Genomic DNA, 25,960 nt, shown 5'->3' with positions numbered 1-25,960 from the left:
CCGGTCAGGTGTCGATGCGGGTGATGTTGCGGATCTTGTTGGCGGCGTCCAGGGCGGCCACCTTGTACGCCTCGGCCAGCGTCGGGTAGTTGAAGACGGCGTCCAGCAGGTAGTCGACGGTGCCGCCGCAGCCCATCACGGCCTGCCCGATGTGGACGATCTCGGTGGCACCGGTGCCGAAGACGTGCACCCCGAGCAGCCGCCCGTCCTCGGGTGAGACGAGCAGCTTCAGCATCCCGTAGGAGTCGCCGACGATCTGCCCCCGGGCCAGTTCCCGGTAGCGGGCGATGCCCACCTCGAACGGTACTGACGCCTCGGTCAGTTCCTCCTCGGTCTTCCCGACGAAGCTGATCTCCGGAATCGTGTAGATGCCGATCGGTTGCAGGTCCGACATGCCGCGCGCCGGTTCGCCGCAGGCGTGCTGGGCGGCCAGCCGGCCCTGTTCCATCGAGGTGGACGCCAGCGCGGGGAAGCCGATCACGTCGCCGACGGCGTAGATGTTGTCGACGGCGGTGCGGTAGTCGGCGTCCACGGTGATCCGGCCCCGGTGGTCGGCGGTGAGCCCGGCCGCCTCCAGCGCGAGGTCGTCGGTCTGCCCCTGCCGCCCGGCCGAGTACATCACCGTGTCCGCGACGATCTTCTTGCCGCTGCGCAGGACGCAGAGCGCGGCGCTGCGGTGCTTCTCCACGGAGGCCACCTCCTCACCGAAGCGGAAGGTCACCGACAGGTCCCGCAGGTGGTACTTCAGGGACTCGACGATCTCCTCGTCGCAGAAGTCGAGCATCCGGGGGCGTCGCTCGACCACCGTCACCTTGGTGCCGAGCGCGGCGAACAGGGACGCGTACTCCATGCCGATCACCCCGGCCCCGACCACGACCATGCTGCCCGGGACGGCCTGAAGGTTGATGACGCCGTCGGAGTCGACGATCGTGCGGTCGTCGAAGTCGACGCTGTCCGGGCGGGCCGGGCGGGTGCCGGCGGCGATGACGGCCTTGTCGAAGCTGACCCGGGTCTCCCGGCCGGAGCCGGCGTCCACCCAGACGGAGTGGGCGTCGGCGAACCGGCCGGTGCCGGTGATCAGCGAGATCTTGTTGCGGGCCAGCTGGTTGCGGATGACGTCGGTCTGCCGGGTGATCACGTGCTGGGTGCGGGCGGCCAGGTCGGCGACGGTGATCTCCTCCTTGACCCGGTAGCTGCTGCCGTAGAGGTCGCGCTGGCTCAGCCCGGTCAGGTAGAGGACCGCCTCACGCAACGTCTTGGAGGGCACGGTGCCGGTGTTTATGCACACTCCGCCGAGCATGTCGCGGCGGTCCACGATCGCCACCCGGCGGCCCAGCTTCGCCGCGGCGATCGCCGCCTTCTGTCCACTCGGTCCGGAGCCCAGCACCAGCAGGTCGTAGTCATACACGAGCGCCAGCCTCGCAGGGTCTCGCAACCTGTGCCAGCCGGGACGCCCCCACGAAGATCGATTACTGCCGTAGGGTGCGCTGGTGCGCCGCCCCATAACCCTGATCATGATCCTCGGACCGCTGCTCGTCGCCGGGTGCACCACCGCTCCCGCCGCCCCGGCCGCGACCCCCTCCGCCTCCACCCCGCCGAGCCCGACCGCGCCCGCCGTCGACTACGCCGCCTGGCAGGCGGGGCGGTCGACGCCGGTCGCCGACCCGGTCTATCCGGCCCGGGGCACCGACGCGCTGGACGTCCTGCACTACGACCTCGCGCTGGAGTGGGCGCCGTCGACCACCACCCTCACCGGCACCGCCACGCTGCGGATCCGGCCGGTGAAGGACGCGCCGGACCTGGTCCTCGACTTCATGCCCTACCAGCTCGACAGCGTCACGCTGGACGGCGCGACGGTTCCCGGCGCGGTGGCCAAGGAGAAGCTGACCGTCTCCGCCCCGGTGGCGGCGGACAAGCCGGTGACCCTGGTGGTCACCTACCACGGCCGGCCGAAGACGACCCCGATGCCGTCGCACCGCAAGGACACCGAAGCCCTGGGTCTCACCGTCAGCAAAGAGGGCGGCCTCTGGACCATGCAGGAGCCGTTCGGGGCGTTCACCTGGTACCCGGCGAACGACCAGCCCTCTGACGAGGCCCTCTACGACATCCGGGTGACAGTGCCGGCGGGCTGGTCCGCGATCGCCGGCGGCACGCCCGCCGGTCAGTCCGGCACCACGTTCAGCTACCGCAGCACCGACCCGGTCGCGACCTACCTGACCACGCTCGCGGTGGGGAGGTACCAGAAGCTGACCGTGGCGGGGCCGCGCGGAGTGCCGCTGACCTACTGGTACCGCAAGGGCACCGACGACAAGCTGCTGCCGTACCTGAAGAAGTCCCCGCAGTACCTGACCTGGCTGGAGAAGAAGTTCGGCCCGTACCCGTTCCCCTCCGGCGGCGTCGTGGTGGTGGACTCGGCGTCGGGCATGGAGACCCAGCAGATGATCACGATGGGCCGGAAGATCGAGAACACCGCGGCCCGCCGGGACCGCTGGGGCAGCGACCTGATGCACGAGTACGCCCACCAGTGGTTCGGCAACTCGGTCACGCCCACCACCTGGCGGGACCTGTGGCTGAACGAGGGCTGGGCGACGTACATCCAGGACCTGCACACCAAGGAGAGGATGAAGCTCAGCGAGGCCAGCCTGGACCGGTACCTGCGCGAGGGTGACGCCGCCCTGCGCAAGAAGCTGGGCCCGCCCGGCCGGCCCGACCCGAAGCGGTTCGCCGAGGGGAACGTCTACCTGTGCCCGGCGGCGATGCTGCGCGAGATCCACCGGACGCTCGGCGACAAGGCGTTCTTCGCGCTGGCCCGCGCCTGGGTCCAGGAGCAGCGCAACACGCCGCAGGACCGGGCCTCGTTCATCGCCTTCGTCAACAAGCAGACCGGCCGGGACTTCACCGCGCTGATCAACGCCTGGCTGGACTCCCCGACCACCCCGAAGAAGATGACCCCGAAGAAGATCGGCTGACGCATCGCGGGGCCCCACCCGTCCGGCGGGGCCCCGCGCCGCGTCTCAGCGGCCCTGCAACGCGCGGACGTTGTCGCCGAACGTCCAGCCCTTCGACCCGTCCCAGTTGACCGACCAGGTCATCAGGCCCTTCAGCCGCCCCTGGTAGGTGTTCCACGCCTGGGCCACCAGCGCCGGGCTCATGTAGCCGCCGCCGGCGCCGACCTGCGCGGGCAGCCCGGGGACCTGCCGGTCCAGCGGGACGCGGACGGTGGTGCCCTGGATGACCAGGCCGGCGTCGAGGCAGTTGGTCTGCGCGACGAAACCGGCCACCGTGCCGGCCGGGTACGAGTCACCGGCGCAGCCGTACATCGAGCCGTTGTAGTACTGCATGTTCAGCCACCACAGCCGCCCGTTGTCGGCGTACTTCTTGACGATCGGCAGGTACGCGCCCCAGATCGAGCCGTAGGTGACGCTGCCGCCGGTGACGTACGCGGTCTCCGGCGCCATGGTGAGCCCGAAGCCGGCCGGCATCTGGGCCAGCACCCCGTCGATGATCCGGATCAGGTTGGCCTGCGAGGGGGAGAGCTGGTTGATGTTGCCGCTGCCGGTCAGGCCGGTCTCGATGTCGATGTCGATGCCGTCGAAGTTGTGCCGTTTGAGGATCGGCACGACTGTGGCGACGAACCGGTCGGCGACAGCGCTGGAGCTGAGGTCGATGCCGGCGGTGGCGCCGCCGATGGACAGCAGCACGGTGAGCCCGGCGGCCTTGGCCTGGCACACCTGCGCCGGGGTGGGCACCTTGACGCCGGCGTCCATGCCGTCCTCCCAGAGCACGGTGCCGTCGGCGCGGATGACCGGGAACGCGGCGGTCACCACGTTGTAGCCGTGCCCGGTGATCCGGGAGTCGGTGACCGGGATCCACCCGAGCCCGGGGTGTACGCCGTTGGCGGCACCGTCCCAGTTCTCCCAGTAGCCCTGGAGCACCTTCCCGGACGGCCGGGACCGCAACGCACAGGTGTCCCCGCCGGGCGTGGTCGGGCTGGACGACACGGTCGGCGTGGGCGATGGCGGCCGGGTGGGGGAGGCGGACGGAGAGGCGGAGGGCGTGGGCGATGGCGGCCGGGTGGTGGGGCTCGGCGACGGCGTGCCACCGGTGCAGGCGCCGAGGTCGGTCCAGAGCGCCGGTACGGCGGCCGGGGTCCAGCCCGCGCCGGCCGGCGGGGTGTGCGTGACGAGCGCCTGGTAGAGCCGGCCGGCATAGGTGGCCCGGCTGCCGGCGGTCCAGGTGACGCCCTCGGCCCAGACCGGCGCGTCACACGCGACGAGCGCGCCCACGGCGCCGGTCGGTGTGGCGGCGGTGGCGGGCAGGGCGGCGGCGGTGGCGGCGAGCAGCGCGACGCCACCGAGCAGAGCGGTCATCCCACGTCGAAGTCGCATGACATACCTCCTCATCGATGCGCCGGAGGTTATCAGTTAACTTTGTTAAGTGTAAATGCGGCGTACCCTGTCACCACCCCGCTCAGGGCGTGAAGCAGGAACGAAAGCCGCCCTCGGGCGGCCGGGAAGGACGGCGGCGGACGTGGACGCCAGACGCACCACGGTGCGCGACATGCGCCGGGCCAACCGCTCGGTCCTGCTCACCCGGATCTGGCTGGACGGCCCGCTCAGCCGGCACGAGCTGGGCCAGTCCACAGCGCTCAGCCTGGCCAGCGTCAGCAACCTGGTCGGCGAGATGATCAACGAGGGCCTGGTCGAGGAGGCCGGCTCGGTCGAGTCCGACGGCGGCCGTCCCCGCGTCCTGCTGCGCGTCGCGCCCGGCTACGGCTACCTGGTCGGCGCCGACGTCGGCGAGACCCGCGTCCAGGTGGAGCTGTTCGACCTGAGCATGACCGCGCTGGCCAAGGCCGAGTACCCGATCGACGCCGCCGACCCGGACCCCGAGCGGGTCGCCGGGCACCTGCGGCACGGCCTCGCGGCCGTCACCGAGCAGGCCGGCGTCGACCCGGCCGCGGTGCTCGGCTTCGGCGTCGCCGTCGCCGGCACCGTCGAGCGCGCCGCCGACGCCGTGGTGCACGCCCAGACGCTCGGCTGGGACGGCGTGCCGCTCGGCGCGATGCTGCGCGCCGGCACCGACGTGCCGGTGCACGTGGACAACGGCGCGAAGACGCTCGGCCAGGCCGAGATGTGGTTCGGCGCAGGCCGCGGCGTCCGGCACGCGGTGGTCGCCCTGGTCGGCTCCGGCGTCGGCGCGAGCGTGGTCGCCGACGGCGTCGGCTACCGCGGCGCGCACAGCAGCGCCGGGGAGTGGGGCCACACCACCATCGTGTACGGGGGCCGCCGCTGCCGCTGCGGCAACCTCGGCTGCCTGGAGGCGTACGTCGGGGCGGAGGCGGTGCTGGACCGGTTCCGCCAGGCCAACCGGGGCCGCCCGGCGCCGGGCGCGGACGAGGAGACCGCCTTCGGCGAGCTGCTGCGCTCCACCGGCCGCACCGCCGCGACGGTGATCGACGAGACGGTCGGCTACCTGGGCGCGGGGGTGGCGAACCTGGTGAACCTGTTCAACCCGGAGCGGGTGGTGCTCGGCGGCTGGGCCGGACTGGCCCTGGGCGAGCGGCACCTGCCCGCCATCCGCGAGGCCACCGCGCGGCACGCGCTGCGCCAGCCGTACGCGCAGACCTCGATCGAGCTGTGCCGGCTCGGCCCGGACGCGGTCGCGATGGGCGCGGCCACCCTGCCGATGACCCGGCTGCTGCGCGACGGCGGCGTGCCCCGCGACCCGGCCGCCCGCCCGGGCCCGGCGTGGGGGCCGGGCCGCCGTCACTGACCTGACCGGCCCTGCCCCCACGCCGGACGACGTCAGCGCTGCCCGCGTACCCGCCGGACGGTGTCGCGGTACCAGAGCGCGCTGCGCTTGGGGGTGCGGCGCTGGGTGTCGTAGTCGACCCGGACGATGCCGAACCGCTTGTCGTAGCCGTACGCCCATTCGAAGTTGTCCAGCAGCGACCAGGCGAAGTAGCCGCGCACGTCGGCGCCGGCCGCCCGGGCCCGGGCCACCGCCCGCAGGTGCTCGGTGAGGTAGCCGACCCGGTCGTCGTCGGCGACGAACCCGTCGGCGTCCGGCTCGTCGTCGAACGCGGCGCCGTTCTCGGTGATCACCATGGGCACGCCCGGGTAGTCGCGGTGCAGCCGCACCAGCAGGTCGGTGAAGGACTCCGGCACGATCTCCCAGTCCATCGCGGTACGCGGCAGGTCACGGCGCACCACCCGGCGTACCGGCCTGCCGTCGTCGTCGCGGTCCCGGCCCCGCTCGTCCACGCCGGAGTGCAGCTGCCCGAAGTAGTAGTTGACCCCCAGCACGTCGATCGGGGTGGCGATGACGTCCAGGTCGCCGTCCTGGACCGGAATCTCCACCCCCTCGGCGGCCAGGTCGGCGATCACGTCCTGCGGGTACGCCCCGCGCAGCACCGGGTCGAGGTAGAGCCGGTTGCCCAGCCCGTCGGCGGCCCGCGCCGCGTCCCGGTCGGCGGCGCTGTCGGTGGCCGGGTCGGCGGTGGCCAGGTTGAGCGTCAGGCCCAGCTCGATCGGGGACCGGGCCGCCTCGCGCAGCCGCCGCGTCGCCAGCCCGTGCCCGAGCAGCAGGTGGTGCGCCGCGGCGATACCGTCGCCCAGGTTCCGCCGGCCCGGGGCGTGGTCGCCGTAGGCGTACCCGAGCATGGCCGAGCACCACGGCTCGTTCAGCGTGGTCCAGGTGCGGACCCGGTCGCCGAGCGCGGCGAAGACCAGCTCCGCGTAGTCGGCGAACCGGTGGGCGGTGTCCCGGTTCGGCCAGCCGCCCGCGTCCTCCAGCTCCTGCGGCAGGTCCCAGTGGTAGAGCGTCACCCACGGCTCGACGTCGCGGCCGAGCAGCTCGTCCACCAGCCGGTCGTAGAAGGCGAGCCCGGCCACGTTGGCCGGACCGCGCCCGCCCGGCTGCACCCGGGGCCAGGCCACCGAGAACCGGTACGTGTCCAGCCCCAGGTCGGCGATGAGCGCGACGTCCTGCGGCATCCGGTGGTAGTGGTCGCAGGCCACGTCGCCGTGGTCGCCGTTCGCCACCGCGCCGGGCACCCGGCAGAAGGTGTCCCAGATGGACGGCGTCCGGCCGTCCTCGGCCACCGCGCCCTCGATCTGGTACGACGACGTCGCCACCCCCCACCGGAAGGTCGGCGGCAGCGTGTCGATCGGGTCCGTACCGGCGGCCGGCGACGGGCGGGTGAGGTCGGTGTCCATGGTTCTCCTCGCGGGTAGCGGGTGGTGGTGTCGGGCGGGTCAGCGGGACACGGGCGCGACTGCCGGGTGCAGCCGGCACGCGACGGCCCGCGCCGGGTCGTCGACGCGCGGCGCGCCGAGCACCGGCACCTGCTCGTCGCACCCGTCGAACGCCTCCGGGCAGCGGGGGTGGAACGCGCAGCCGGACGGCATGGCGCGCAGGTCCGGCGGGGAGCCGGGGATGCCGGTCAGCTCGCGGCGCGGCCCGTGCAGCGCCGGGAACGAGTGCAGCAACCCCTCGGTGTACGGATGCAGCGGCTCCCGGTACAGCCGTGCGGCGGGCGCCTCCTCGACGATCCGGCCGCCGTACATGATCGCGATCCGGTCGGAGAACTCGACCAGCAGCGACAGGTCGTGGGTGATGAACAGCACCGCGAAGCCGAGGCGGTCGCGCAGCTCGGCGAGCTGGCCGAGGATCTGCCGCTGCATCACCACGTCCAGCGCGGTGGTCGGCTCGTCCATGATGACCACCTGCGGCTCCAGCGCCAGCGCCATCGCGATCATGACGCGTTGCCGCATGCCGCCGGAGAGCTGGTGCGGGTAGCTGTCCAGCCGGTCGGCGGAGATGCCGACCAGGCGCAGCAGCTCCTTCGCCCGGGCGAGCCGGCCCGTCGCCGTGCTCTTGGGGTCGTGCGCCCGGATCACGTCGAGCAGCTGGGTGGAGACCTTGTGCACCGGGTTCAGCGAGTTCATCGCGCCCTGGAACACGATCGACGCCTCCGCCCAGCGGAACTCGCGCAGCTGCGCCGGGCTGAGCGTGAGCACGTCGACGGGCGGGCCGTCCGCCGGGTGGTAGATCACCTGACCGCCGCTGACCACGCCGGGCGGGGGCAGCAGCCGGGTCAGCCCGTAGGCGAGCGTGGACTTGCCGCTGCCGCTCTCTCCGGCCAGGCCGAGCACCTCGCCGCGGTGCAGCGTCAGGTCGACGTCGCGGACCGCGCGGACCGCTTCCGCGCCGACGCCGTAGTCGACGCACAGCCTGCGGATCTCCAGCACCTGGTCGCTCATGCGCGCGTCCCTCTCTCGTCGGCGTCGGCGGGCGGCCCGTCGGTGCCCCGCGCCCGCATCGGCACCGTGGCGGTGACCGGCGCGAGCACCGGGGTGAACCCGACCCGCATGCGGACGGCCCGACCGTCGGCGGTACGGATCCGGGTGCGGCCGCCGGTGCGCAGCCGCGGGCTGACGAACTCGTCGATGCCGAAGTTGATCAGCGCGAGCGCGGTGCCGAGCAGCGCGATGGCCAGCCCGGCCGGCACGAACCACCACCAGGCGCCCTGCGCCAGGGCCTGCTGTCCCTGGGCCCAGAACAGGATCGTGCCCCAGTTCCACGACGTCATCGACGAGACGCCGATGAACGCCAGGGTGATCTCCGACATCACCGCGAAGATGACGGTGCCGACGAAGCCGGAGGCGATGATCGCGGTCAGGTTGGGCAGGATCTCGAACCCGATGATCCGCCAGGTCCGTTCGCCGGTGGCGCGCGCGGCCTCCACGTAGTCACGGCGGCGCAACGACAGCGTCTGGGCGCGCAGCACCCGGGCGCCCCACGCCCACGACGTGAGGCCGATGATGAGCGCCACGAGCATGTCGCTCGCCTGGTCGACGAGAGACGTGACGATGATGATCAGCGGCAGCGCCGGGATCACCAGGAACACGTTCGACACCGCCGACAGGCCCTCGTCGGCAGCACCGCCCAGGTAGCCGGCGGTCACGCCGATCAGGATCGACAGGATCGTGGCGAGCACGCCGGCGGTCAGGCCCACCACCATCACGCTGCGCGCGCCGACCAGGATCTGACTGAAGATGTCCTGCCCGAGGTGGGTGGTGCCGAACCAGTGCCGGGCCGAGGGCGCCTGGAGCACGTCGGCGCTGCGCGCGTCCGGGTCGTACGGCGCTATCCACGGCCCGATCACCGCCAGGAGCACGTACACCCCGAGGACGGCGAGGCCGGTCGCGGCCTTGCCGTTGGCGACGAAGCGGAACCGGCGGCGGCGGGCCCGGGCCGCGGGCTGCGCCATCGCGCCCTGGCCGGGGATGACCTGCTCGATGCTGGACGGGGAGAGTGTCATCGTTCAGCTCTTTCGGGTCCGTGGGTCGAGGAGCAGGTACGCCACGTCGGCGAGCAGGTTCGCCACCAGCACCGAGATCGTGATGATCAGGAAGATGCCCTGCATGAGCGGGTAGTCCTTCGCGCCGACGGCCTGGAAGAGCTGGAACCCCAGGCCGGGGTACGAGAAGACGATCTCCACGAGCAGCGTGCCGCCGACGATGAAACCGAGCGACAGCGCGAACCCGGACACGTTCGGCAGCAGCGCGTTGCGGGCGGCGTAGCTGAGCGCCACCCGGCGCTCGGACAGCCCCTTGGCGTGCGCCACGGTGATGTAGTCCTCGCTGGCGACGGTCACCATCATGTTGCGCATGCTGAGGATCCAGCCGCTCATCGACGACACCAGGATGGTCGCCGCCGGCAGGATGCTGTGCTGGATCGCGCTCGGCACGAAGTACGCGTCGAACGCGGGCACCAGCCCCGGCTCGTAGCCGCCCGAGGAGGGGAAGAAGCTGCCCGGCCCGGCGAACAGGGCGATCGCGACCAGGCCGAGCCAGAAGTACGGGATCGAGGACAGGAACGTGGTGGCCGGCAGCAGCCCGTCGATCCACGAGCCGCGCCGCCAGCCGGCGCCGACGCCGAGCGCGGTGCCGAGCAGGAAGCTGACGATCGTGGTGACGCCGACCAGGCCGACCGTCCACGGCAGGCTGTCGCCGATCACCTGCGACACCGGGGCGGGGAAGAACGTGAACGACAGCCCGAGGTCGCCGCGCAGGAGCTGCCCCCAGTAGGCGACGTACTGCTCCCACAGCGAACTGTCGGAGTCCAGCCCGAACAGCACCCGCAGCGACGCGACCGCGTCGGCGCTGATCCGGCCCTGGTTGCGGGAGATCAGCGACTGCACCGGGTCGCCCGGGACCATCCGCGGGATGAAGAAGTTGAGCGTGATCGCCGCCCAGGCGGTGAACAGGTAGAAGGCCACCCGTTGCAGCAGGAACCTCACCGGGCCGCCTCCGTTCCCGCCGCCGTCACGCCGTTGGCCCGCGCGGCCGCCACCGTGTCCGCGTCGTACAGCCAGCAGGCGGCCCAGTGGCCGGGCGCGTCGTCGACCGGGATCGGCTGTGGCAGGTCGGTGGCGCAGCGCGGCATCGCCGCCGGGCAGCGCGGGTGGAACCGGCAGCCGGCTGGCGGGCGGATCAGGCTGGGCGGCTCGCCGTGGCCCCGCTCGCCCGCCGCCGCGTCGTCGCCGCCCGCGCCGGTGATCCGCTCCGGGTCCGGCGCCGATTCGATGAGCAACCGGGTGTACGGGTGGGCCGGCCGCTGGGTGACAGTCTCGCTGTCGCCGCCCTCGACCATCCGCCCGGCGTACATGACGATCGTCTCGTCGGCGAAGTAGCGGGCCGAGGCGATGTCGTGGGTGATGTAGAGGATGGCCAGGTCGAGCCGGTCCTTGAGGTCCTGGAGGAGGTTGAGCACGCCCAGGCGGATCGACACGTCCAGCATGGACACCGGCTCGTCGGCGAGCAGCACCTCGGGGTCGGCGCCGAGCGCCCGCGCGATCGCGACGCGCTGGCGCTGCCCGCCGGACAGCTCGTGCGGGAACGCGTCGAGGTAGCGCTCCGGCGGGGTGAGCGCGACCCGGGTCAGCAGGTCGGCCAGCGCCTTCTCCAGCCCGTCCGGCCCGGTACCGGCGTTGCCGTGGACGCGCAGCGACCGGGTCAGGTGGTAGCGGACCGTGTGCACCGGGTTCAGCGAGGCGAACGGGTCCTGGAGGATCAGCTGCACCCGGCGTACGTACGCCCGGAACCGTCGCCCGCCGCGTACCCGGGTCGATTCGCCGTGCAGCCGGATGTAGCCGCCGGTGCGCGGATAGAGCTGGGCCAGCAGCCGGGCGACAGTGGACTTGCCGGAGCCGGACTCGCCGACCAGCGCTGTCACCCGTCCCCGGCGCAACGCGATCGATACGTCGTCGACGGCGTGCACCACCGCCGGGGTGCGGGAGAGGAGGTCACGCAGCCGCCGGCGGACGGGGAAGTGCTTGGTCAGGCCGACGGCCTCCAGCACCACCTCGTCGGCCGGCGCCGGTGCGCTTTCGGTCAACGTCATGCCGCATTCCTGTCTGGGGTTGCCGGTAGCGAGGGGTGGGCGCCGCCGGCCCGGCCGCGCGATCGTGGCCGGACCGGCGGCACCGGGTCAGCCGGCGGCCGGCTTGAGGTGCAGCACCACGTCGACCGCGTTGGGCTGGGTGGGCTGGAGCGCGCCGTACGGGTTCGAGTCGTCCGGCCAGCCGGTCCAGTTCTTCGTGCTGTACGCGCCGCCGATGTTGTCCGCGCCGACCGGGATCATCGGCACCTGCTCGACGAAGATCTTCTGCAGGGTCGCCAGCGCGGTGGTACGGGTGGCGTCGTCGGTGGCGTTGGCGTACGACACCAGCGCGTCGGTGGCATCCTTGCTCTGGAACCGGCCGAAGTTGCCCGCCGGGGAGGCGGTGCCGACCGGCTTGAGCACGCGGCCGTCCATGATGGTCCGGTAGATGTCGTACGGCGTGGCGCCGGACTCGGTCCACCGGAACGTGGCCTCGAAGTTGCCCTGCTCGACGTTGCGGAACCAGGCGTCCTGGTTGGCCTTGTCGATGGTCGCCGCGATGCCGATCTTCGCCAGGTTGCCCTTCACGATCTCCAGACTGGTCTGGTAGTCCGACCAGCCGGCCGGGTCGGTCAGCCGGATCGTGACGGCCTTACCGCTCTTGTCCTTGAGCGTGCTGCCGTCGAGCTTGTAGCCCGCGCCGGTGAGCAGCGCCTTGGCGCCCTCGACGTCGACCTTGTGCTCCTGGCCCTTGTACTCCGGTGCGATGAACGAGTCACCGGCCGGGCTGGGCAGGCCGGTCACGCTCTTGACCTCGGGGTGGAAGTAGCCGGCCTCGGCGGTGGTGAAGATGTCCGCCCGGTCGACGACCATGTTCATCGCCTTGCGCAGCGTCGGGTCGTCGAACGGCTTCTTCGTGGTGTTCAGGTAGAGGCCGTGGATGCCCAGCACCGGCGGCGCCCACATCTTGTGGTTCTTCTGGTCCTTGGCCACGAACACGGTCTGGTAGTTCGGGATGAAGACGAAGCTCCACTCCGACTCGCCGTTCGCCAGCGCGGTGGTCTGCGCGCTGTTGTCCGTGTAGGACGTGTACCGCAGCTCCTTGACCTTCGGCGGGTCCTGCCAGTAGCCGCTGTCGCGTACGGAGAGCGTCGTGGTCGCCGGGGTGAACGACTTCAGCGTGTACGGGCCGCTGCCGACCGGCTGCTTCACCGGGTCGGTGGCCGGGTCGGCGATCTTCTCCCACAGGTGCTTGGGCACGATCGGCACCCGCCACAGCACCTTCTGCTGGTTGACGAACTGCGGGCTGGACATCGAGATGGTGACCTCGTTGCCGCTGGCCACGGCGTCGGTGTACGGCACACCCTGGTCGTTGAGGGCCGGGAACTTCTTCACCAGGTTGTAGGTGAACGCGACGTCCTCGGCGGTGACCTTCTGCCCGTCCGACCAGGTGGCGTTCTCCCGGATGGTCACCTTGACCGTCTTGTAGTCCGACGACCACTCCGCCTTGGTGGCCAGCCACGGCTTGAACGGCTCGGCCGGCTTGACCGGGTTCCACATCATCAGCGGCTCGTAGATCTGCCACCGGTAGCCCAGCGACGCGGCGGCCGAGGTGGTGAGGAACGGGTTGTTGTTCTCCGCCTGCGGGCCGTTGGGCATGCCGACGTTCAGCACCGTCGCGGCCTGGCCGTTCTTCTTGTTCGCGTTCGGGCTGTCGCCGCAGGCGGCGGCGCCGGTGACCATCGCGCCGGCCAGCGCGAGGGCGAGGAGTTGCCGTCTTCTCATGGAGGTCTCCCTCGGTAATCCCGCATTCCTCGGGCGGGATGTGGTGGATGGAGGGTGTGCGGTGGTGCCACCGGCGGGCGGACCCGCCGGCACGGTCGCCGGGTACGCGGGGTGGGTCAGGTGACGCGGGCGCCCGTCGGCTCCCGTGTGTCCGCCGGGTCCTGTGTGGTCGGGTCGCTCGCGTTCCCGCTCACGCCGGTGGAGTCGCGGGCGGTGAAGCCGGTGGGGATGACGGTCGGGGTGTCAGGTAGCGGGGTGCCGGCGAGGTGGCCGATGAGCAGCCGGGCGGCGGCCGTACCCATCTCCCGCAGGGGTTGGCGCACGGAGCTCAGCGGCGGGTGGGTGTGCCCGGCCAGCGGGAGGTCGTCGAAGCCGACCACCGCCACGTCCTGCGGGACGCGCCGTCCGGCGTCGCGCAGCGCCTGCAACGCCCCGGCGGCCGACAGGTCGTTGTGGGCGAAGACGGCGTCGAACGGTACGCCGTCGGCGAGCAGCCGCCGCACCGCCGCGCGCCCGCACTCGACGGTGAAGTCGCCCTCCACCACCCGTTCCGGCTCGATCTTCAGGCCGGCTTCGGCGTACGCGCCGGCGAACCCGGCGAGCCGCTCCCGGGTGCAGCCGAACCGGCGCAGGCCGGTGACGATGAGCGGCCGTCGTCGCCCGAGCGCCAACAGGTGCGTCGCGGCGGCCCGCGCCCCTGCCTCGTTCGTGGTCCGCACCGACGGGAAGCCCGGCTGGTGGCCCCGGTCGTCGATGAGGATCACCGGCAGGCCGCGGCGGTGCAGTCCGGTGATGTAGTCCAGCGTGCCCTCGGGCTCGACCACGAGCAGGCCGTCGAACGACTTGGCCGACACCTGGGAGGCGAACCGGCGCATCGACTCGTCGCCGTGGGTGCAGGTGAACAGCAGCATGCCGTAGCCGGCCGCCTCGACCACGTCGGCCGCGCCCTGGAGCACCTCGCTCATCCAGGGCCAGGTCAGCGCCGGCACCAGCATGCCGACCACCCGGGTACGCCCCCGGGCCAGCCCGACCGCGCGGGCGCTGGGCACGTACCCGAGGTCGCTGATCACGGCGCGGACCCGGTCGGCGGTGCGCACGTGGACCTCACCCTTGCCGTTGAGGACCCGGGAGACCGTCGTCTTGCTCACCCCGGCGCGGGTGGCCACGTCGGCGATGGTGATCGGCACGTGACGCTCCTGGGTCGCAGGGATGTGCGGGGTGTTTCGGAACCGGTTGCGGAAGCGGTTCCGTGGCAGTCAACCCAAGTGGCGTCGGTCACGTCAATCACAGATGGATAACGATGTATTACTAAGTTCGAGCCTTGAAAAAAGCGCCCGGGCTGGGGGTCTGCCGATCACGGTGATGAGCAGGGTCGATGCCTCGTCGTCGGGCGCGCCGTCGTCCGAAATGGATGCTCAGGCGCGCGCGTACACGTCGCCGGAGTTGGCCTCGTCCGGCAGCGCGCGCAGGTACGCGGCCACCTCGGCCGCGGGGCGCCAGCCCGGCAGCGCGAACCGCATCTCGTCCCCGAGCGCCACTGTGAAACCGGTGAAGCCGAGCGCGGTGAGCCGGTCCAGGCAGCGCGCGGCCAACTCGCGGGCGATGGTGGTGAACTCGAACGACAACGCCGGGACCGGCCGGCTCAGTCCGGCCAGCACGGCGTCCTCGAAGCCCTCCACGTCGATCTTGACGAACGCCGGCACGCCGTACGCGGCCACGAGCGTGTCCAGCGTGGTCCCCGGCACCTCGATCTGCGCGTCCCAGGTCTCGTCCGCCCAGCCGGGTGCCCCGACGGCGGCACGCACGAACCCGGGGGAGGCGGTGGAGACGGTCGGGTTTGCCGAGTTCACGTGCAGCCGCACCGGATCGGCGGTACGCCCGCAGGCCGCCTCCACCACTGTCACCGCACCGTCGCCCGCGTAGATCTCGCGCAGCGCCCGGGCGCACAGCGGCTGCGGCTCGACCGCCACCACCGTCGCGCCGAGGCGGCGGAAGCTGCCCAGCCGGTCGCCCACGTGCGCGCCGACGTCGAAGACCAGGTCACCGGCGCGGACCAGCGGGGCGTAGAACGCGTCCAGGGCGGAGTCGCGCGCCGGATCCCCGTGATAGAAGTCAAGCGACCGGCGCAGGCCGGCCATCGCCGGGTCCGCCCTGAGCGCCTCGACCACCCCGTCCCGCACCCCTCCGACGCTAGCCAGCGAGCCCGCCCCGCGAGCGTCATTCGTATCCTTGAGGCGAGCACCACATCCTCCTAGGATGCTGTAGAAGTTGTGGCGTGCCACGCCCGCTGAGCGCGTCATGCGAGCCCGCGATGACAACGCCTGGGAGATCTTGGTACGAAGCGGCCCGCATGGGGGCTGCCCGCATGGGGGCTGCCCGCATGGGGGCCCTCTCGTACCAAGATCTCCTGCAATCACGGTGACCGGAACGCGGATCCCGCCCATTAGGAGCCGCCCTCGTTCGCTGGCGCCGGGAAGCCGTTACGGGGTTTCGACGACCTCCTGGCCGAGCGGCCACAGCGCCGCCGGAACCAGCTTGAAGTTCGCCACCCCGAACGGGATGCCGATGATCGTCACGCAGAGCGCGATGCCCGCGAGGATGTGCGACAGGGCCAGCCACCAGCCGGCCAGCACCACCCAGAGCACGTTGGCCAGGCCGGAGGGGAGGCCGGCGCCGGGCTTGGGCACGATCGTGCGGCCGAACGGCCACAGCGAGTACAGGGCGAGCCGCAGCGAGGCGACGCCGAACGGGATGGTGACGACCAGGAGGAAGCAGATCAGCGCGGCCACGCCGTAGCCCAGGGCCAGGACGAAACCGCCACCGAAGACGAGCCACAGCAGGTTCAGCAGAAAGCGGATCACCACTCCATGATCCCTCGCGTCCGCAAGGGCCCGGGAATACCGGCGCGAGCGCCGGGTAGAGGAGGACGTGATCGAGCCCGAGTCGGCGTGCCCGTGGCGCCCGGGCGGGCGGTGCCGTGACCCCCGTCGCTCCAGCGGCACGCCGGGAGTTCCGGGAGGCGTACGAGCGGCTGCGCCGGTACTTCATCGTGGCGCTGCAGGCCGGCCTGGCCGCCGGCTTGGCCTGGTACGTGGCAAGCACGCTGCTGAAGAACCCGCAGCCGCTGTTCGCACCGGCGGCAGCTGTGGGCACCATCGCCGCGGCGATCGGCAACCGGATCCGCCGCACCGCCGAGCTGCTCGGCGGGGTGATCGTCGGTGTGCTGGTCGGCGACCTGATCATCAAGCTGATCGGTGCGGGTCCGGTGCAGACCGGCCTGGTGGTCGCCCTCGCCATCTCGCTCGCGGTGGTGATCAGGGGCAGTGGCGCCGTGATGGTGCAGGCCGGCAGCACCGCTGTGCTGCTCGGCACCGTGGAGCCCAACGCACCCGACCTGGCCGTGCCGCGTACGGCGAACGCGCTGGTGGGCGGCGGGGTGGCGGTGGTGGTGGCGCTGCTGCTGTTGCCGCTGAACCCGGTCCGGGTGGTGCACCGCGCCGCCGGGCCCACCCTGGACCTGTTCGCCAAGGAGCTGACCGCCACGGCGAACGCGCTCGCCGCGGGTGACGCGCGGGCGGCCGGGGCGGCGCTGGAGCGGCTGTCGGACATCGCCCGTTCCCGGGCGCGGGCGGCCGGCCTCGGCTTCTCCGGCACGATCGTGGCCTCGCAGCTCTTCATCGTGGTCGGCGAGCTGCTCCAGGCATCCGGCATGACCAAGATCGAGGCGGACCGGATGGCCGGCGTCTGCGAACACCGAGCGGAATCCCGCCCGGACCCGAACGCCCGTTAATCTGCGGAGGTGGGAGTCGATGATCTGTACCCCGCCGCGCGGCTGCCCGCGGCGCAACGCGCGACCGCCGCGGCGGGCCTGGACGCGCTGCTGCTCACCCCCGGTTCCGACCTGCGCTACCTGACCGGCTACGACGCCCGCGAGGGGGAGCGGCTGACCTGCCTGGTGCTGCCCGCCGAGGGTGAACCGACGCTGATCGTGCCGGTGCTGGAACGCCCCGACGCCGAGGCCGCGCCCGGCACCGGTTTCCGGATCGTCGACCACGCCGACGGCACCGACCCGTGGCCGCTGGTGCGGGCGGCGTTGCCCGGCCCGGTCCGTGCCGTCGGCCTGGCCGACCGGATGTGGGCCCAGCAGGTCCTCGCGCTGCGCGACGCGCTGCCCGGCGCGGCCCAGCGGCTCGCCTCCGACGTGCTGCGGGAGATGCGGATCCGCAAGTCGCCGGCCGAAATGGCCGCGCTGGCCGAGGCGGGCGCCGCGATCGACGCGGTGCACCTGCGGATGGGGGAGTGGCTGCGCCCCGGTCGCACCGAGCGGGAGGTCGCCGCCGATCTCGCCGCGGCGATCCGGGCGGCCGGGCACGCCGCTGTCGACTTCGTCATCGTGGCCGCCGGCCCGAACGGCGCGAGCCCGCACCACGGCACCTCGGACCGCCCGATCGGTGCCGGCGAGCCGGTGGTGGTCGACATCGGCGGCACCATGCCGTCGGGCTACCGCTCCGACTGCACCCGCACGTACGTCGCCGGTGGAAGCGCCCCGGCCGAGTTCGCCGACTACTACGCGGTGCTGTGGGAGGCGCAGCGCGCAGCGGTGGCCGCTGTCGCGCCGGGCGTGACAGCCGAGGCCCTCGACGCGGTCGCCCGGGACGTCATCGCCGCCGCCGGTTTCGGTGACGCCTTCCTGCACCGCACCGGGCACGGCATCGGCCTCGACGGCCACGAGGAGCCGTACGTGGTGACGGGCAACCCCCGGCCGATGGAGCCCGGCATGGCCTTCTCGATCGAGCCCGGGATCTATCTGGCCGGGCGGCACGGCGCCCGGATCGAGGACATCGTGGTCTGCACGGGCGACGGCGTACGACGGCTCAACACCACCACCACGGAACTCGTCACGCTGTGACCGCCGGTCACCCCGCGTCGAGGGCCACCAGCCGCTCCCGCACCTCGGCCACGACGGGATGCTCCGGCACCAGGGCCGCCAGGGCGTCGGCGAACGCCCGGCCGGCGGCCAGGTGCCGGTAGTCGCGCAGCGTGTCGAGCGCCGCGAGCAGTTCCAGCCGGACCGGCCCGGGCCGGGACAACTGCTCGCGTACGCGCGGCGGCAACCGCGCGTACGCCTGCGCGCGGAACGCCGGGTCGGTCATCCCGGGCACCTCGAGAAGCAGATCGACCAGTTCGCCGTCGTTCAGGGACGACGGCGAACCGGTGGCGGTGCGGGGCGCGGGCACGACGGTCGCCCGCGGCGGCTCGGCGGCCAGGTGCAGCAGCGCCTGCCGGAGGACGACATAGGACCGGTGCCGCGGGGAGTCGGGCCGGACGATGCCGAAGTGGTCGCCGGGCAGCACTCCGGTGTCCGGGAAGACGCTGCGGGCGGACGCCGGTGACACGACGGCGTCGCTCTCGCCCGCGAACGCCAGCACCCGCATCGACGGTTCGGGCACGTGCACGATCCGGTGCAGCACGGCGCGTTGGGCGTCGAGCACCGCGGCGTTGAGCGGCCGTAGTTCCCGCTCCTGCGGGTTGGCGCGCAGCAGCACCCGGCGGGCCGGCAGGCCGAGGTCGGAACCCGCCGTCGGGCAGGCGTACATGAGCAGGAGGCGGATGCGGGCCAGGTCGGGATCGTCGTCGGTCAGCATCCGGGCCAGGGCCCGCTGCGCCACCAGGCCGCCCTGGCTGTGCGTGACCAACGCCAGCCGGGGACAACCGGCGAGATCGTGGCGCAGGAACGTGCGCAGCCCGTCGGCCACCTCGTCGAACGTCGGCACCTGCCGCAGCGGGTGCACGGACAGCAACGACGTGGCGTAGCGGAAGGCGTGTGTCTCCACGTCGGCGAGCGCGGGATCGCGGCGGATCAGATCGCGCCAGGCCGACCACACCTCGTCCGAGGAGAGGAAGCCGTGGACGAACACCACAGTGGTTGTGGCCACGGCCTCACGCTAGCACCGTGCCGCCCGCCGAGGACCGTCCGAAAGCCGTCGCGCCACGTTGTGGCGATTCGGCAAGCCGGGCGCTGTCGAGGGCCGCCAATATGGATAATGACTCCCCGTGAATCAACCGTACGCAATCGACGTCGACTCGGAGTTAGTCGATCTTGGAGCGGTCTCATTGGACCGCCTTCCTGAGCTTGACCAGGAGATTCTCGGTCCGGTCATGGGCCGGCTGCTGCGCCGTGTCGACGATCCCGAGAGCATCACCAGTGGTTACAATCCGCAACGACTCGACTGATTTCGGCCGTCCGGGTGGAGGACGCATGACCGTCACGCTGCCGCTGGACGAGCCGGTGCGGCACCGGCTCGGCCGCCACCACTTCGGGGCCCTGGCGGCGGGCGGCGGCGACGCCGGCACCGTCGATGAGCTCCTGACCGCCGAGCACAGCTGGCGGCTCCTGCAACTGCGCGCCGTGCTGGACGCGGTGGCCGAGACACCGGAGGCGGCGGGTCCGCTGCCGCCGGTGGCCGACGCCTGGGCGCTGCTGGTCGCCGCGCAACGCCACGCCCCGGCCGTCGTCGACCGGCTGCTCGCGCATCCGCACGTCGGCACCTGGGCCGGTTACGTCCTGCGGCGGCTGCGCGGCTCCACAGTCACCGCCGAGGGTCCACTCTGGGTGGACCTCGGGTACCTGCACGCGCTCGCGGCCGCGGCCGGCGTACGCGCGGGCCTGCCGTCGTTCACGCTACGGGTGCCGGTGCGCGACGGGTTCGCCGCGCTGCCGACGCTCGGTGGCGCCGTGCTGCCGGCCGGGCAGCGGTGGGCGGTGGCCGAGGTCGCCGCCGCCGACGGCGAGGCGACGGTCGCGCTGGACGGCCACCGGGTCGAGTTCGACAGCGCGGGCGGCGGCACGGACGGCTGGTTCGCGCTGCCCACCGTCCGGGCCGAGGCCGGAGGGCAGGAGCTGACGGTCGGGCTGGACTTCCTCGACCCGTACCGGAATCTGCGCAGCCCGACCCCGCCGGACCTGGACACGGTCGCGGCGATCGACCGCTGGCGGACACTGCTCACCCAGGCGTGGGAACTGCTCGTCCGGGTGTGCCCGGAACGTGCGGCGCCCATCGCCCGTGGCCTGTTCTCGGTGGTGCCGCAACGCCCCGCGGAGCGGTTCCGCACCATGAGCGCGTCGGCCGGGGACGCGTTCGGCAGCATGCTCATCTCCGAGCCGGAGGACGCGCCGGAACTCGCTGTCACACTGGTCCACGAGTTCCAGCACATCAAGCTCGGCGGCCTGCTGCACCTGACCCCGCTGCTGGTCGCCGAGCCGCGGCACAGGCTGTACGCGCCGTGGCGGGACGACCCGCGCCCACTGGGCGGTCTCCTCCAGGGCGTGTACGCCTTCGTGGGAATCACCGAGTTCTGGCGGGCGTACCGTCCGGTGGCCGGCGGCGCGGCACGGACCGTGGCGCACTTCGAGTTCGCCAGGTGGCGGCGGCAGGTCACCGCGACCCTGGCGGAGCTGCGGACCCGGCCCGAGCTGACCGACGTCGGCCGGCGCCTGCTGGCCGGCCTCGCCGACACCGCCGCGACCTGGTGGTCCGAGCCGGTGCCGGCGGAGGTGCTCGCCGCGGCCGACGCCGCTGTGGACGATCACCGGGCCCAGTGGCGGCTGCACCACCGGCGTCCCGACCCGGCGGTGGCGCAGGCGTTCGCGGCGGCCCGGGAGGCCGGTGACGCCCGCCCGGACGGCGACTACCCGGAGCCGCCGGTCGAGGCGGACGCCGGCGCGCGTCGGCTCGACACCCGCGCGGTGCTGCTGCTGTGGCGGCTCACCGACCCGGAGGGCTTCGCGCGGTTGCGCAAGGACCCGTCGAGCGTCGGCGAGCAGGTCAGCGGCGCGTCCGCGGCCGACCTCGCCTACGCCGCCGGTGAGGTCGGACAGGCACACGAGCTCTATCTGGCGGAGCTGTCGACCGGCTCGGCCAGCCCGTCGGCGTGGGCCGGGCTGGGGCTTACCACAGCCGCGCTGGGCTTCGCCCCGGCGGCCGAGGCGCTGCGAAGCCGGCCCGAGCTGGTCCGGGCCGTGCACCGTCTGCTCCGCGCCGGATCGCCCGTCGACCCGGTGGACCTGGCGGCCTGGGTGGGACCCTCCGCGGGTTGACGCCACTGTCCACGGTGGCGGGCGGTCACCGCCACCGTGGACCCCCGGGCTACAGCGGCATCGGATCCAGGTCGCAGTCGCCGCGGACCGTCGGGTCCAGACCGGCGCGGGTCGCCGGGTGTGTGTCGCCGAGGGTCCGGCGGAACGTCGGGCCGATCTCGTCGAGCAGCGCCCGGCCTTCCGTGTCCCGGCCCAGCGCGATCAGATCCATCGCGAGGTTGCCCAGCGCGATCAGCGTGGTCGGGTGCTCCGGCCCGAACACCTCCCGCGCCCGCTCCACCGTCGCCTGGTCAAGCTCGTACGCGGCCCGGTGCTCGCCGAGCACGTAGAGGTCGTTGCCGAGGTTGATGGACGCGGCGAGGGCCAGCGGATGGTCCCCGCCCAGGCGGCGGGTCAGCACCGCCAGGCCCGCCTCGTTCATCGACCGCGCCCGCGCCGCGTCGCCGCGCAGCCGGTGCACGATCGCCGCGTTCGCCCGGGCCGCCACCGTGTACGGGTGCTCGTCGCCGAACAGTTGCCGGTAGTGCTCGCCGATCTCCTCGCTGAGCTGCGCCGCGGCGTCCAGTTCGCCGGTGGCGCGCAGGTCGACGGCGAGACCGAACGCGGCGAGCAGCGTGTCCGGGTGGGCCTCGCCGTACCGGGCGGCGAAGCCGTCGCGTACCTCCTGGGAGAGGGCGCGGGCGGCGACGTGGTCACCGGCCTTGCGCACCGCGGAGGCCAGCCGGCGGCGGGCCAGCAGCGTCTGCGTCTGGGCGCTGCCCCAGACCAGCGGCAGCCGGTCCACCACATTCTGCATCTCGGCCCGGGCGGGCAGGTACTCGCCCAGTTCCCGCCGGTCGATGATGAGGTTCAGCAGGGACTCCAGCGTCTGTGCGTGGTCCTCGCCGAACAGCAGCACCCGGTGCGCGTAGGTGGCCTGGTCGACGGCGAAGGCCCGCCGCATGTCGCCGGTGAGGCGCAGGCTGACGGCGAGGTTGTGGGCGGCGTTGAGCGTGCTCGGGTCGTCCTCGCCGAGCAGGGCCACGTGCCGCCGGTAGACGTCCTCGTCGATCCGGAGGGCCTGGGTGAAGTCGCCGGCGACCCGCAGGTCGGCGGCGACCGCGCCGAGGGCGCTCAACAGCTCCTCGGTGTCCTCGGCGGTGGCGCTCTCGTGGGCCCGCAGGATCCGGGTGTTCAGGTCGGCGGCCTCGGAGTGCCGGCCGAGCCGGTAGAGCATGAAACCGAGCCACTGGCCGACCTGGAGCGTCATCGGGTCGGTCTCGCCGAGCCGCTCCCGCCAGGTCTGGTAGGCGTGCCGGGACAGCTCCAGCGACGCCTCCATGTCGCCCCACCAGTAGAGGTAGCGGGCCTCGTTGTAGACGAGTTGATGCACCCAGCCCTGGGCGGACTCGACCGCGCCGGAGACCAGCACGTGCGGGTACAGGTCGGCGTAGCTCGGCCAGTTGCCGGGCGTGTCCGGGTCGTTGCGGTCGCCGGTGGCGAGCAGCCGGTGGGCGCTGGCGCGCATGGCGTCGCGTTCGCCGTCGTTCATCCGGTCCAGGAGCACCGCCTGGATCAGCCGGTGCATCTGGATCGAGTTGGTGCGGTGGATGACCCGGGCCAGCGCGTACCTGTTGATGTCGCGGATCGCCCGGCCGAGCCGCATCGGGTCGCGCAGCGCGCCGTTGAGGTCGGGGTGGATGTCGGCGTTCTGCGCGCCGCTGAACAGCGTGCGGGGGATGGGCTCCGGGGCGAGGAAGGAACACACCTGCAACAGCCGGAACGCGGCCGGGTTGGCGACCACCAGGCGGTCCAGCGAGACGTTCCACGCGGCCGCCACCGGCAGCTGGTAGTCCATCGGGGGCGCCTGTTCGAGCAGCTCGACCCGCTTCTCCTCGAACAGCCGCAGATACTCCTCGGCCGGCATGCCGGTCTCGGCCCGCCAGGCGGCGGCCTGCTCCAAAGCCAGTGGCAGGTCGCCGAGCGCCTCGGCGAGCCGGTCGGCCTCCTCGTCGGTGAGTTCCGGGCCGCGCCGGCGGAGCAGCTCGACGCTCTCGGTACGGCTGAAGACGTTCACCTCGAGCGTGCGCGCCATGGAGGCCCACTGCGGGTTGCGCGAGGTGATCATGATGCTGCCGGAACCGCCGATGGGCAGGTACGGCAGGAGCACCTCGGGGCTCTCCGCGTTGTCGAAGATCAGCAGCCAGCGCGGGTAGGGCCGCCCGAGCCGCAGCGCCTCCTGCACCGCGAGGCGGGCGCTGCCCACGTCCGGCCCGGCGGTCAGGTTCATTCGGTGGGCCAGCTCGACCAGCGAGGCGCCGATCTGGGTGGCGCGCTCGGCGGGGATCCACCAGATCAGGTCGTACTCGCCCTGATGCTGGTAGACGTACTCGACGGCGAGATGCGACTTGCCCACCCCGCCCATGCCGTGCAGCGCGTGCGGCAGCACCGCCGTGGTGCCGCCCTGAATCTGGCGGTGCAGCAGGGCGAGCAGGTCGGCGCGGCCGGTGAAGTTCGGGTTGCGGGGCGGGACGTTGCCCCAGACGGCGGGGGTCCGGCTGGGGGTGGTGGCGTCCACTGGGGTCGACGACAAACCGGCTCCTTCAGCGGGGACGCTACGGGGGACGTCGGCATCTTCGCCTACCGCCATGATGACATTCGTGCCCCGCGATGCGGGAGTGTCGCGGACGTCGCGTTCGCCCGGCGTGTCCGGCTCGATCGCCTCGCGCAGCCGCCGGGCCCGCCGCAGGTAGCGCCCGGACAGCGCGCGCAGCACCGCCGTCTCGATCCGGGCGACGGAACCGGCCGGGTCCAGCGGCGTGCCGTCCGGGTCGGACAGCACGCGGCCCCACGCCGCCAGCTCCGGCCGCTCCGGGCCGAGCCGGGCCGCGACCGTCCGCCAGACCCGTACCGTGTCGGCCCGGCGGCCGATCGCCAGCAGCTCCTCCCGGACGCCGGGGCGGAAGTCGACGCCCGCCCGCCCCGGCCGCGGCTCGACCAGCGGCCCGGTGAACACCTCGGCGAGGTGCACGTCGCCGGCCTCCGGCACCACCTCGTCGCGGACCACCGCGATCACCGCCGGCTCCAGCGGCGCCGCGGCCAGGCCGGTGGCCAGCCGCAGCGCCGTCGGTGAGGCCCAGGAGACGAACTCGCGTAGCGCCGCCGCCGGATCCCACCGCTGCGGCGCCCGCCGTCGCGGCGGTTGCGGCGGTTGCGGCGCCCGGGCGTACGCCAGCACGGCGGGCAGGTCGACCCAGCGCGGATGACGGCCCGCGATCAGGTCCACCCAGGCGGCCAGCCAGCGGGTCCGCAGCTCCACCACGGGCACCGGGATGGCGTCGGGGTCCGCCCGGCGGCCCAGGTCGGGCAGCGCCCGCAGCGGGTCCGGCTGCCGCCACCACAGGCGGGCGTTCGGCACCCCGGCCCGGGGCGCCCGCAGGCCCAGACGCTGCGCGGCGAGGCCGCCCCGGTGCCACATCTGCTGCGGCAGCAGGTGCACGACGGCCACCGGGTGGCGTTGCGCCCACGCGCGCAGGTGCGGCAGCGCCGCGCCGCTGCGCCAGGCCGGGGCGGCCCCGTCGGAGAGCACCAGGACGATCCGGTGCCGCCGTACCGCAGGCAGTCCCGTCCCCGCGGGCACGGCCGGGCCGTGACGACCGTGGCGCAGCATCACCTCCTCGGGGCCGGTTCCGCTGGTATCGAGGCGGCACACGCGTACGTCGTGGAAGGCCACGTGCCGGCGCAGCAGCGTGACGAAGGTCCGCACCCGGGCCGACCAGACCGACATCGACGGGTGGTCGTCCACCACGAGCACCGCGTCCCAGCGAGCCCGGGCGGCCCGCCGTAGCACGGGCCGGACCAGGCCCGCCTCGGCCTGCGCGGCGGTGGCCTCCTCGTCGTACACGATCAGTTCCCGCGGCGAGACCAGCCGCCGGAAGGGACGCAGCACCTCGGCGAGGTTCTCCTCGCCGGAGGTCGTGCCGGCACCGGCCGGGCCGACGGCGAGCCGGGCCGGCACCGTCATTCCGGGTCCGCCGTCGGCCCGCCACGCCACAGCACCTCGGCGAGACGGTCCCAGTCGGCCTCGCCGCCGTCGGCGGTGGCGAGCTGCACCGCGTCGAGGAGCTGGTCCAGCGTCGGCGGGTCCGGATCGCGTTGCCGCTCCAGGAACGCCCGCACCAGCCCGGCGGCGGCCGCAGGACGCTCGGCGAAGTGGGCCTCCACCATCCCCAGCAGGGTCGCCTCGTCCGGGTCGGCCATCCGCAGCCGCAGGCAGTGGCGCAGGAACGCCGGCGGGAACGCCCGGTCCTCGGTGCAGGTCATCACCACGAGCGGGAACTCGTGGCACCGGATCCGGCCGCCGCGCACCGTGGCCCGGCCGCCCGGGTCGGCCGTGTGCACCGTCACTTCGGGGCTGCGCGGCGCCGCCCGGACCAGCTCGGGAATGGCGAAGCCGCCGTCGTCGAACACGGTACGCAACTGCTGGGGCAGGTCGATGTCGCTCTGGTCCAGCTCGTCGATGAGCAGCACCCGGGGGGTGCGGTAGGGCAGCAGCGCGGTGCCCAGAGGCCCGAGACTGAGATGCTCGCCGAGTTCCTCCCCGACGGACCGGCCGGGGCTCTGCCCGGCGCGCACCCGCCCGAGCGGGTCGTGCTGCCAGAGGCCGGCGCGGACCGTGTCGTGGGTGCTGACCGGCCAGTGCAGCAC

The 25,960-nt window shown here is 73.0% G+C and carries 19 protein-coding genes; 6 read left to right on the top strand and 13 right to left on the bottom strand.

What is annotated here, in order from left to right; translation table 11 throughout:
• Positions 1-4 precede the first annotated feature (4 nt).
• The gene (gene sthA / locus AB0C17_RS16450) at positions 5-1,408 is read right to left on the bottom strand and encodes a Si-specific NAD(P)(+) transhydrogenase (protein ID WP_357384572.1); all 1,404 of its coding nucleotides are present in this window, start codon (positions 1,406-1,408) and stop codon (positions 5-7) included.
• An 82-nt stretch (positions 1,409-1,490) separates the two neighbouring features.
• On the opposite strand from sthA, the gene AB0C17_RS16445 reads away from it, so the two are divergent.
• Entirely contained in the window at positions 1,491-2,969 is a 1,479-nt protein-coding gene (locus AB0C17_RS16445; RefSeq protein WP_357472753.1) for a M1 family metallopeptidase, read from the top strand.
• Positions 2,970-3,014: 45 nt separating this feature from the next.
• Here the strand turns inward: AB0C17_RS16445 and AB0C17_RS16440 are convergent, their stop codons facing one another.
• Positions 3,015-4,388, bottom strand: coding sequence for a glycosyl hydrolase family 18 protein (locus tag AB0C17_RS16440; RefSeq protein ID WP_357479192.1), 1,374 nt, complete (start codon positions 4,386-4,388; stop codon positions 3,015-3,017).
• A 142-nt stretch (positions 4,389-4,530) separates the two neighbouring features.
• Here AB0C17_RS16440 and AB0C17_RS16435 point away from each other — a divergent pair, with 142 nt between their 5' ends.
• A complete protein-coding gene (locus AB0C17_RS16435) occupies positions 4,531-5,775 on the top strand; it encodes an ROK family transcriptional regulator (protein WP_357384578.1) in 1,245 nt (414 codons plus the stop codon).
• Positions 5,776-5,807: 32 nt separating this feature from the next.
• Here AB0C17_RS16435 and AB0C17_RS16430 read toward each other — a convergent pair whose 3' ends face one another.
• From AB0C17_RS16430 to AB0C17_RS16390, 9 genes are all read right to left on the bottom strand, one after another.
• The gene (locus AB0C17_RS16430; RefSeq protein ID WP_357384580.1) at positions 5,808-7,220 is read right to left on the bottom strand and encodes a GH1 family beta-glucosidase; all 1,413 of its coding nucleotides are present in this window, start codon (positions 7,218-7,220) and stop codon (positions 5,808-5,810) included.
• A 39-nt stretch (positions 7,221-7,259) separates the two neighbouring features.
• Positions 7,260-8,267: an ABC transporter ATP-binding protein gene (locus AB0C17_RS16425; protein WP_357384582.1), complete on the bottom strand. Its 1,008-nt coding sequence runs from the start codon at positions 8,265-8,267 to the stop codon at positions 7,260-7,262.
• On the bottom strand, positions 8,264-9,328 hold the full coding sequence (locus AB0C17_RS16420; RefSeq protein ID WP_357384584.1) for an ABC transporter permease: 1,065 nt from the start codon (positions 9,326-9,328) through the stop codon (positions 8,264-8,266). Before AB0C17_RS16420 ends, AB0C17_RS16425 begins: the two co-directional genes overlap by 4 nt.
• A 3-nt stretch (positions 9,329-9,331) precedes the next feature.
• Positions 9,332-10,309, bottom strand: coding sequence for an ABC transporter permease (locus tag AB0C17_RS16415; protein WP_357384586.1), 978 nt, complete (start codon positions 10,307-10,309; stop codon positions 9,332-9,334).
• The gene (locus AB0C17_RS16410; RefSeq protein WP_357479188.1) at positions 10,306-11,412 is read right to left on the bottom strand and encodes an ABC transporter ATP-binding protein; all 1,107 of its coding nucleotides are present in this window, start codon (positions 11,410-11,412) and stop codon (positions 10,306-10,308) included. Before AB0C17_RS16410 ends, AB0C17_RS16415 begins: the two co-directional genes overlap by 4 nt.
• An 87-nt stretch (positions 11,413-11,499) precedes the next feature.
• On the bottom strand, positions 11,500-13,176 hold the full coding sequence (locus AB0C17_RS16405; protein WP_357479186.1) for an ABC transporter substrate-binding protein: 1,677 nt from the start codon (positions 13,174-13,176) through the stop codon (positions 11,500-11,502).
• 116 nt (positions 13,177-13,292) lie between these two features.
• Positions 13,293-14,363: a LacI family DNA-binding transcriptional regulator gene (locus AB0C17_RS16400; RefSeq protein ID WP_357479183.1), complete on the bottom strand. Its 1,071-nt coding sequence runs from the start codon at positions 14,361-14,363 to the stop codon at positions 13,293-13,295.
• Between the two features lie 228 nt (positions 14,364-14,591).
• Positions 14,592-15,314 carry an FkbM family methyltransferase gene (locus AB0C17_RS16395; protein WP_357384658.1) on the bottom strand — a complete coding sequence of 241 codons (723 nt, stop codon included), beginning with the start codon at positions 15,312-15,314 and terminating at the stop codon, positions 14,592-14,594.
• Between the two features lie 342 nt (positions 15,315-15,656).
• Positions 15,657-16,037 carry a YccF domain-containing protein gene (locus tag AB0C17_RS16390; RefSeq protein WP_357384592.1) on the bottom strand — a complete coding sequence of 127 codons (381 nt, stop codon included), beginning with the start codon at positions 16,035-16,037 and terminating at the stop codon, positions 15,657-15,659.
• 116 nt (positions 16,038-16,153) lie between these two features.
• Here AB0C17_RS16390 and AB0C17_RS16385 point away from each other — a divergent pair, with 116 nt between their 5' ends.
• Together AB0C17_RS16385 and AB0C17_RS16380 are read left to right on the top strand one after the other, a co-directional pair.
• Positions 16,154-16,966: an FUSC family protein gene (locus tag AB0C17_RS16385; RefSeq protein ID WP_357479180.1), complete on the top strand. Its 813-nt coding sequence runs from the start codon at positions 16,154-16,156 to the stop codon at positions 16,964-16,966.
• A gap of 9 nt (positions 16,967-16,975) precedes the next feature.
• Positions 16,976-18,085 (top strand): Xaa-Pro peptidase family protein, encoded by a 1,110-nt coding sequence (locus tag AB0C17_RS16380; protein WP_357472739.1) that lies wholly within the window; start codon positions 16,976-16,978, stop codon positions 18,083-18,085.
• Between the two features lie 7 nt (positions 18,086-18,092).
• Here AB0C17_RS16380 and AB0C17_RS16375 read toward each other — a convergent pair whose 3' ends face one another.
• The gene (locus AB0C17_RS16375; protein ID WP_357472736.1) at positions 18,093-19,112 is read right to left on the bottom strand and encodes a hypothetical protein; all 1,020 of its coding nucleotides are present in this window, start codon (positions 19,110-19,112) and stop codon (positions 18,093-18,095) included.
• Positions 19,113-19,230: 118 nt separating this feature from the next.
• Between AB0C17_RS16375 and AB0C17_RS16370 the strand changes: the two genes are divergently transcribed.
• A complete protein-coding gene (locus tag AB0C17_RS16370; protein WP_354869538.1) occupies positions 19,231-19,410 on the top strand; it encodes a hypothetical protein in 180 nt (59 codons plus the stop codon).
• A gap of 25 nt (positions 19,411-19,435) precedes the next feature.
• On the top strand, positions 19,436-21,274 hold the full coding sequence (locus AB0C17_RS16365; protein ID WP_357479178.1) for an HEXXH motif domain-containing protein: 1,839 nt from the start codon (positions 19,436-19,438) through the stop codon (positions 21,272-21,274).
• A 49-nt stretch (positions 21,275-21,323) separates the two neighbouring features.
• Here AB0C17_RS16365 and fxsT read toward each other — a convergent pair whose 3' ends face one another.
• Positions 21,324-25,601 (bottom strand): FxSxx-COOH system tetratricopeptide repeat protein, encoded by a 4,278-nt coding sequence (fxsT, locus tag AB0C17_RS16360; protein ID WP_357479175.1) that lies wholly within the window; start codon positions 25,599-25,601, stop codon positions 21,324-21,326.
• Positions 25,602-25,960 lie beyond the last annotated feature (359 nt).

It is taken from the genome of Micromonospora sp. NPDC048887 (assembly GCF_040649715.1).
Classification (GTDB): domain Bacteria; phylum Actinomycetota; class Actinomycetes; order Mycobacteriales; family Micromonosporaceae; genus Micromonospora.
Note: the sequence above shows the minus strand (reverse complement) of the source record. Positions and strands in the feature narration are given on the sequence as shown.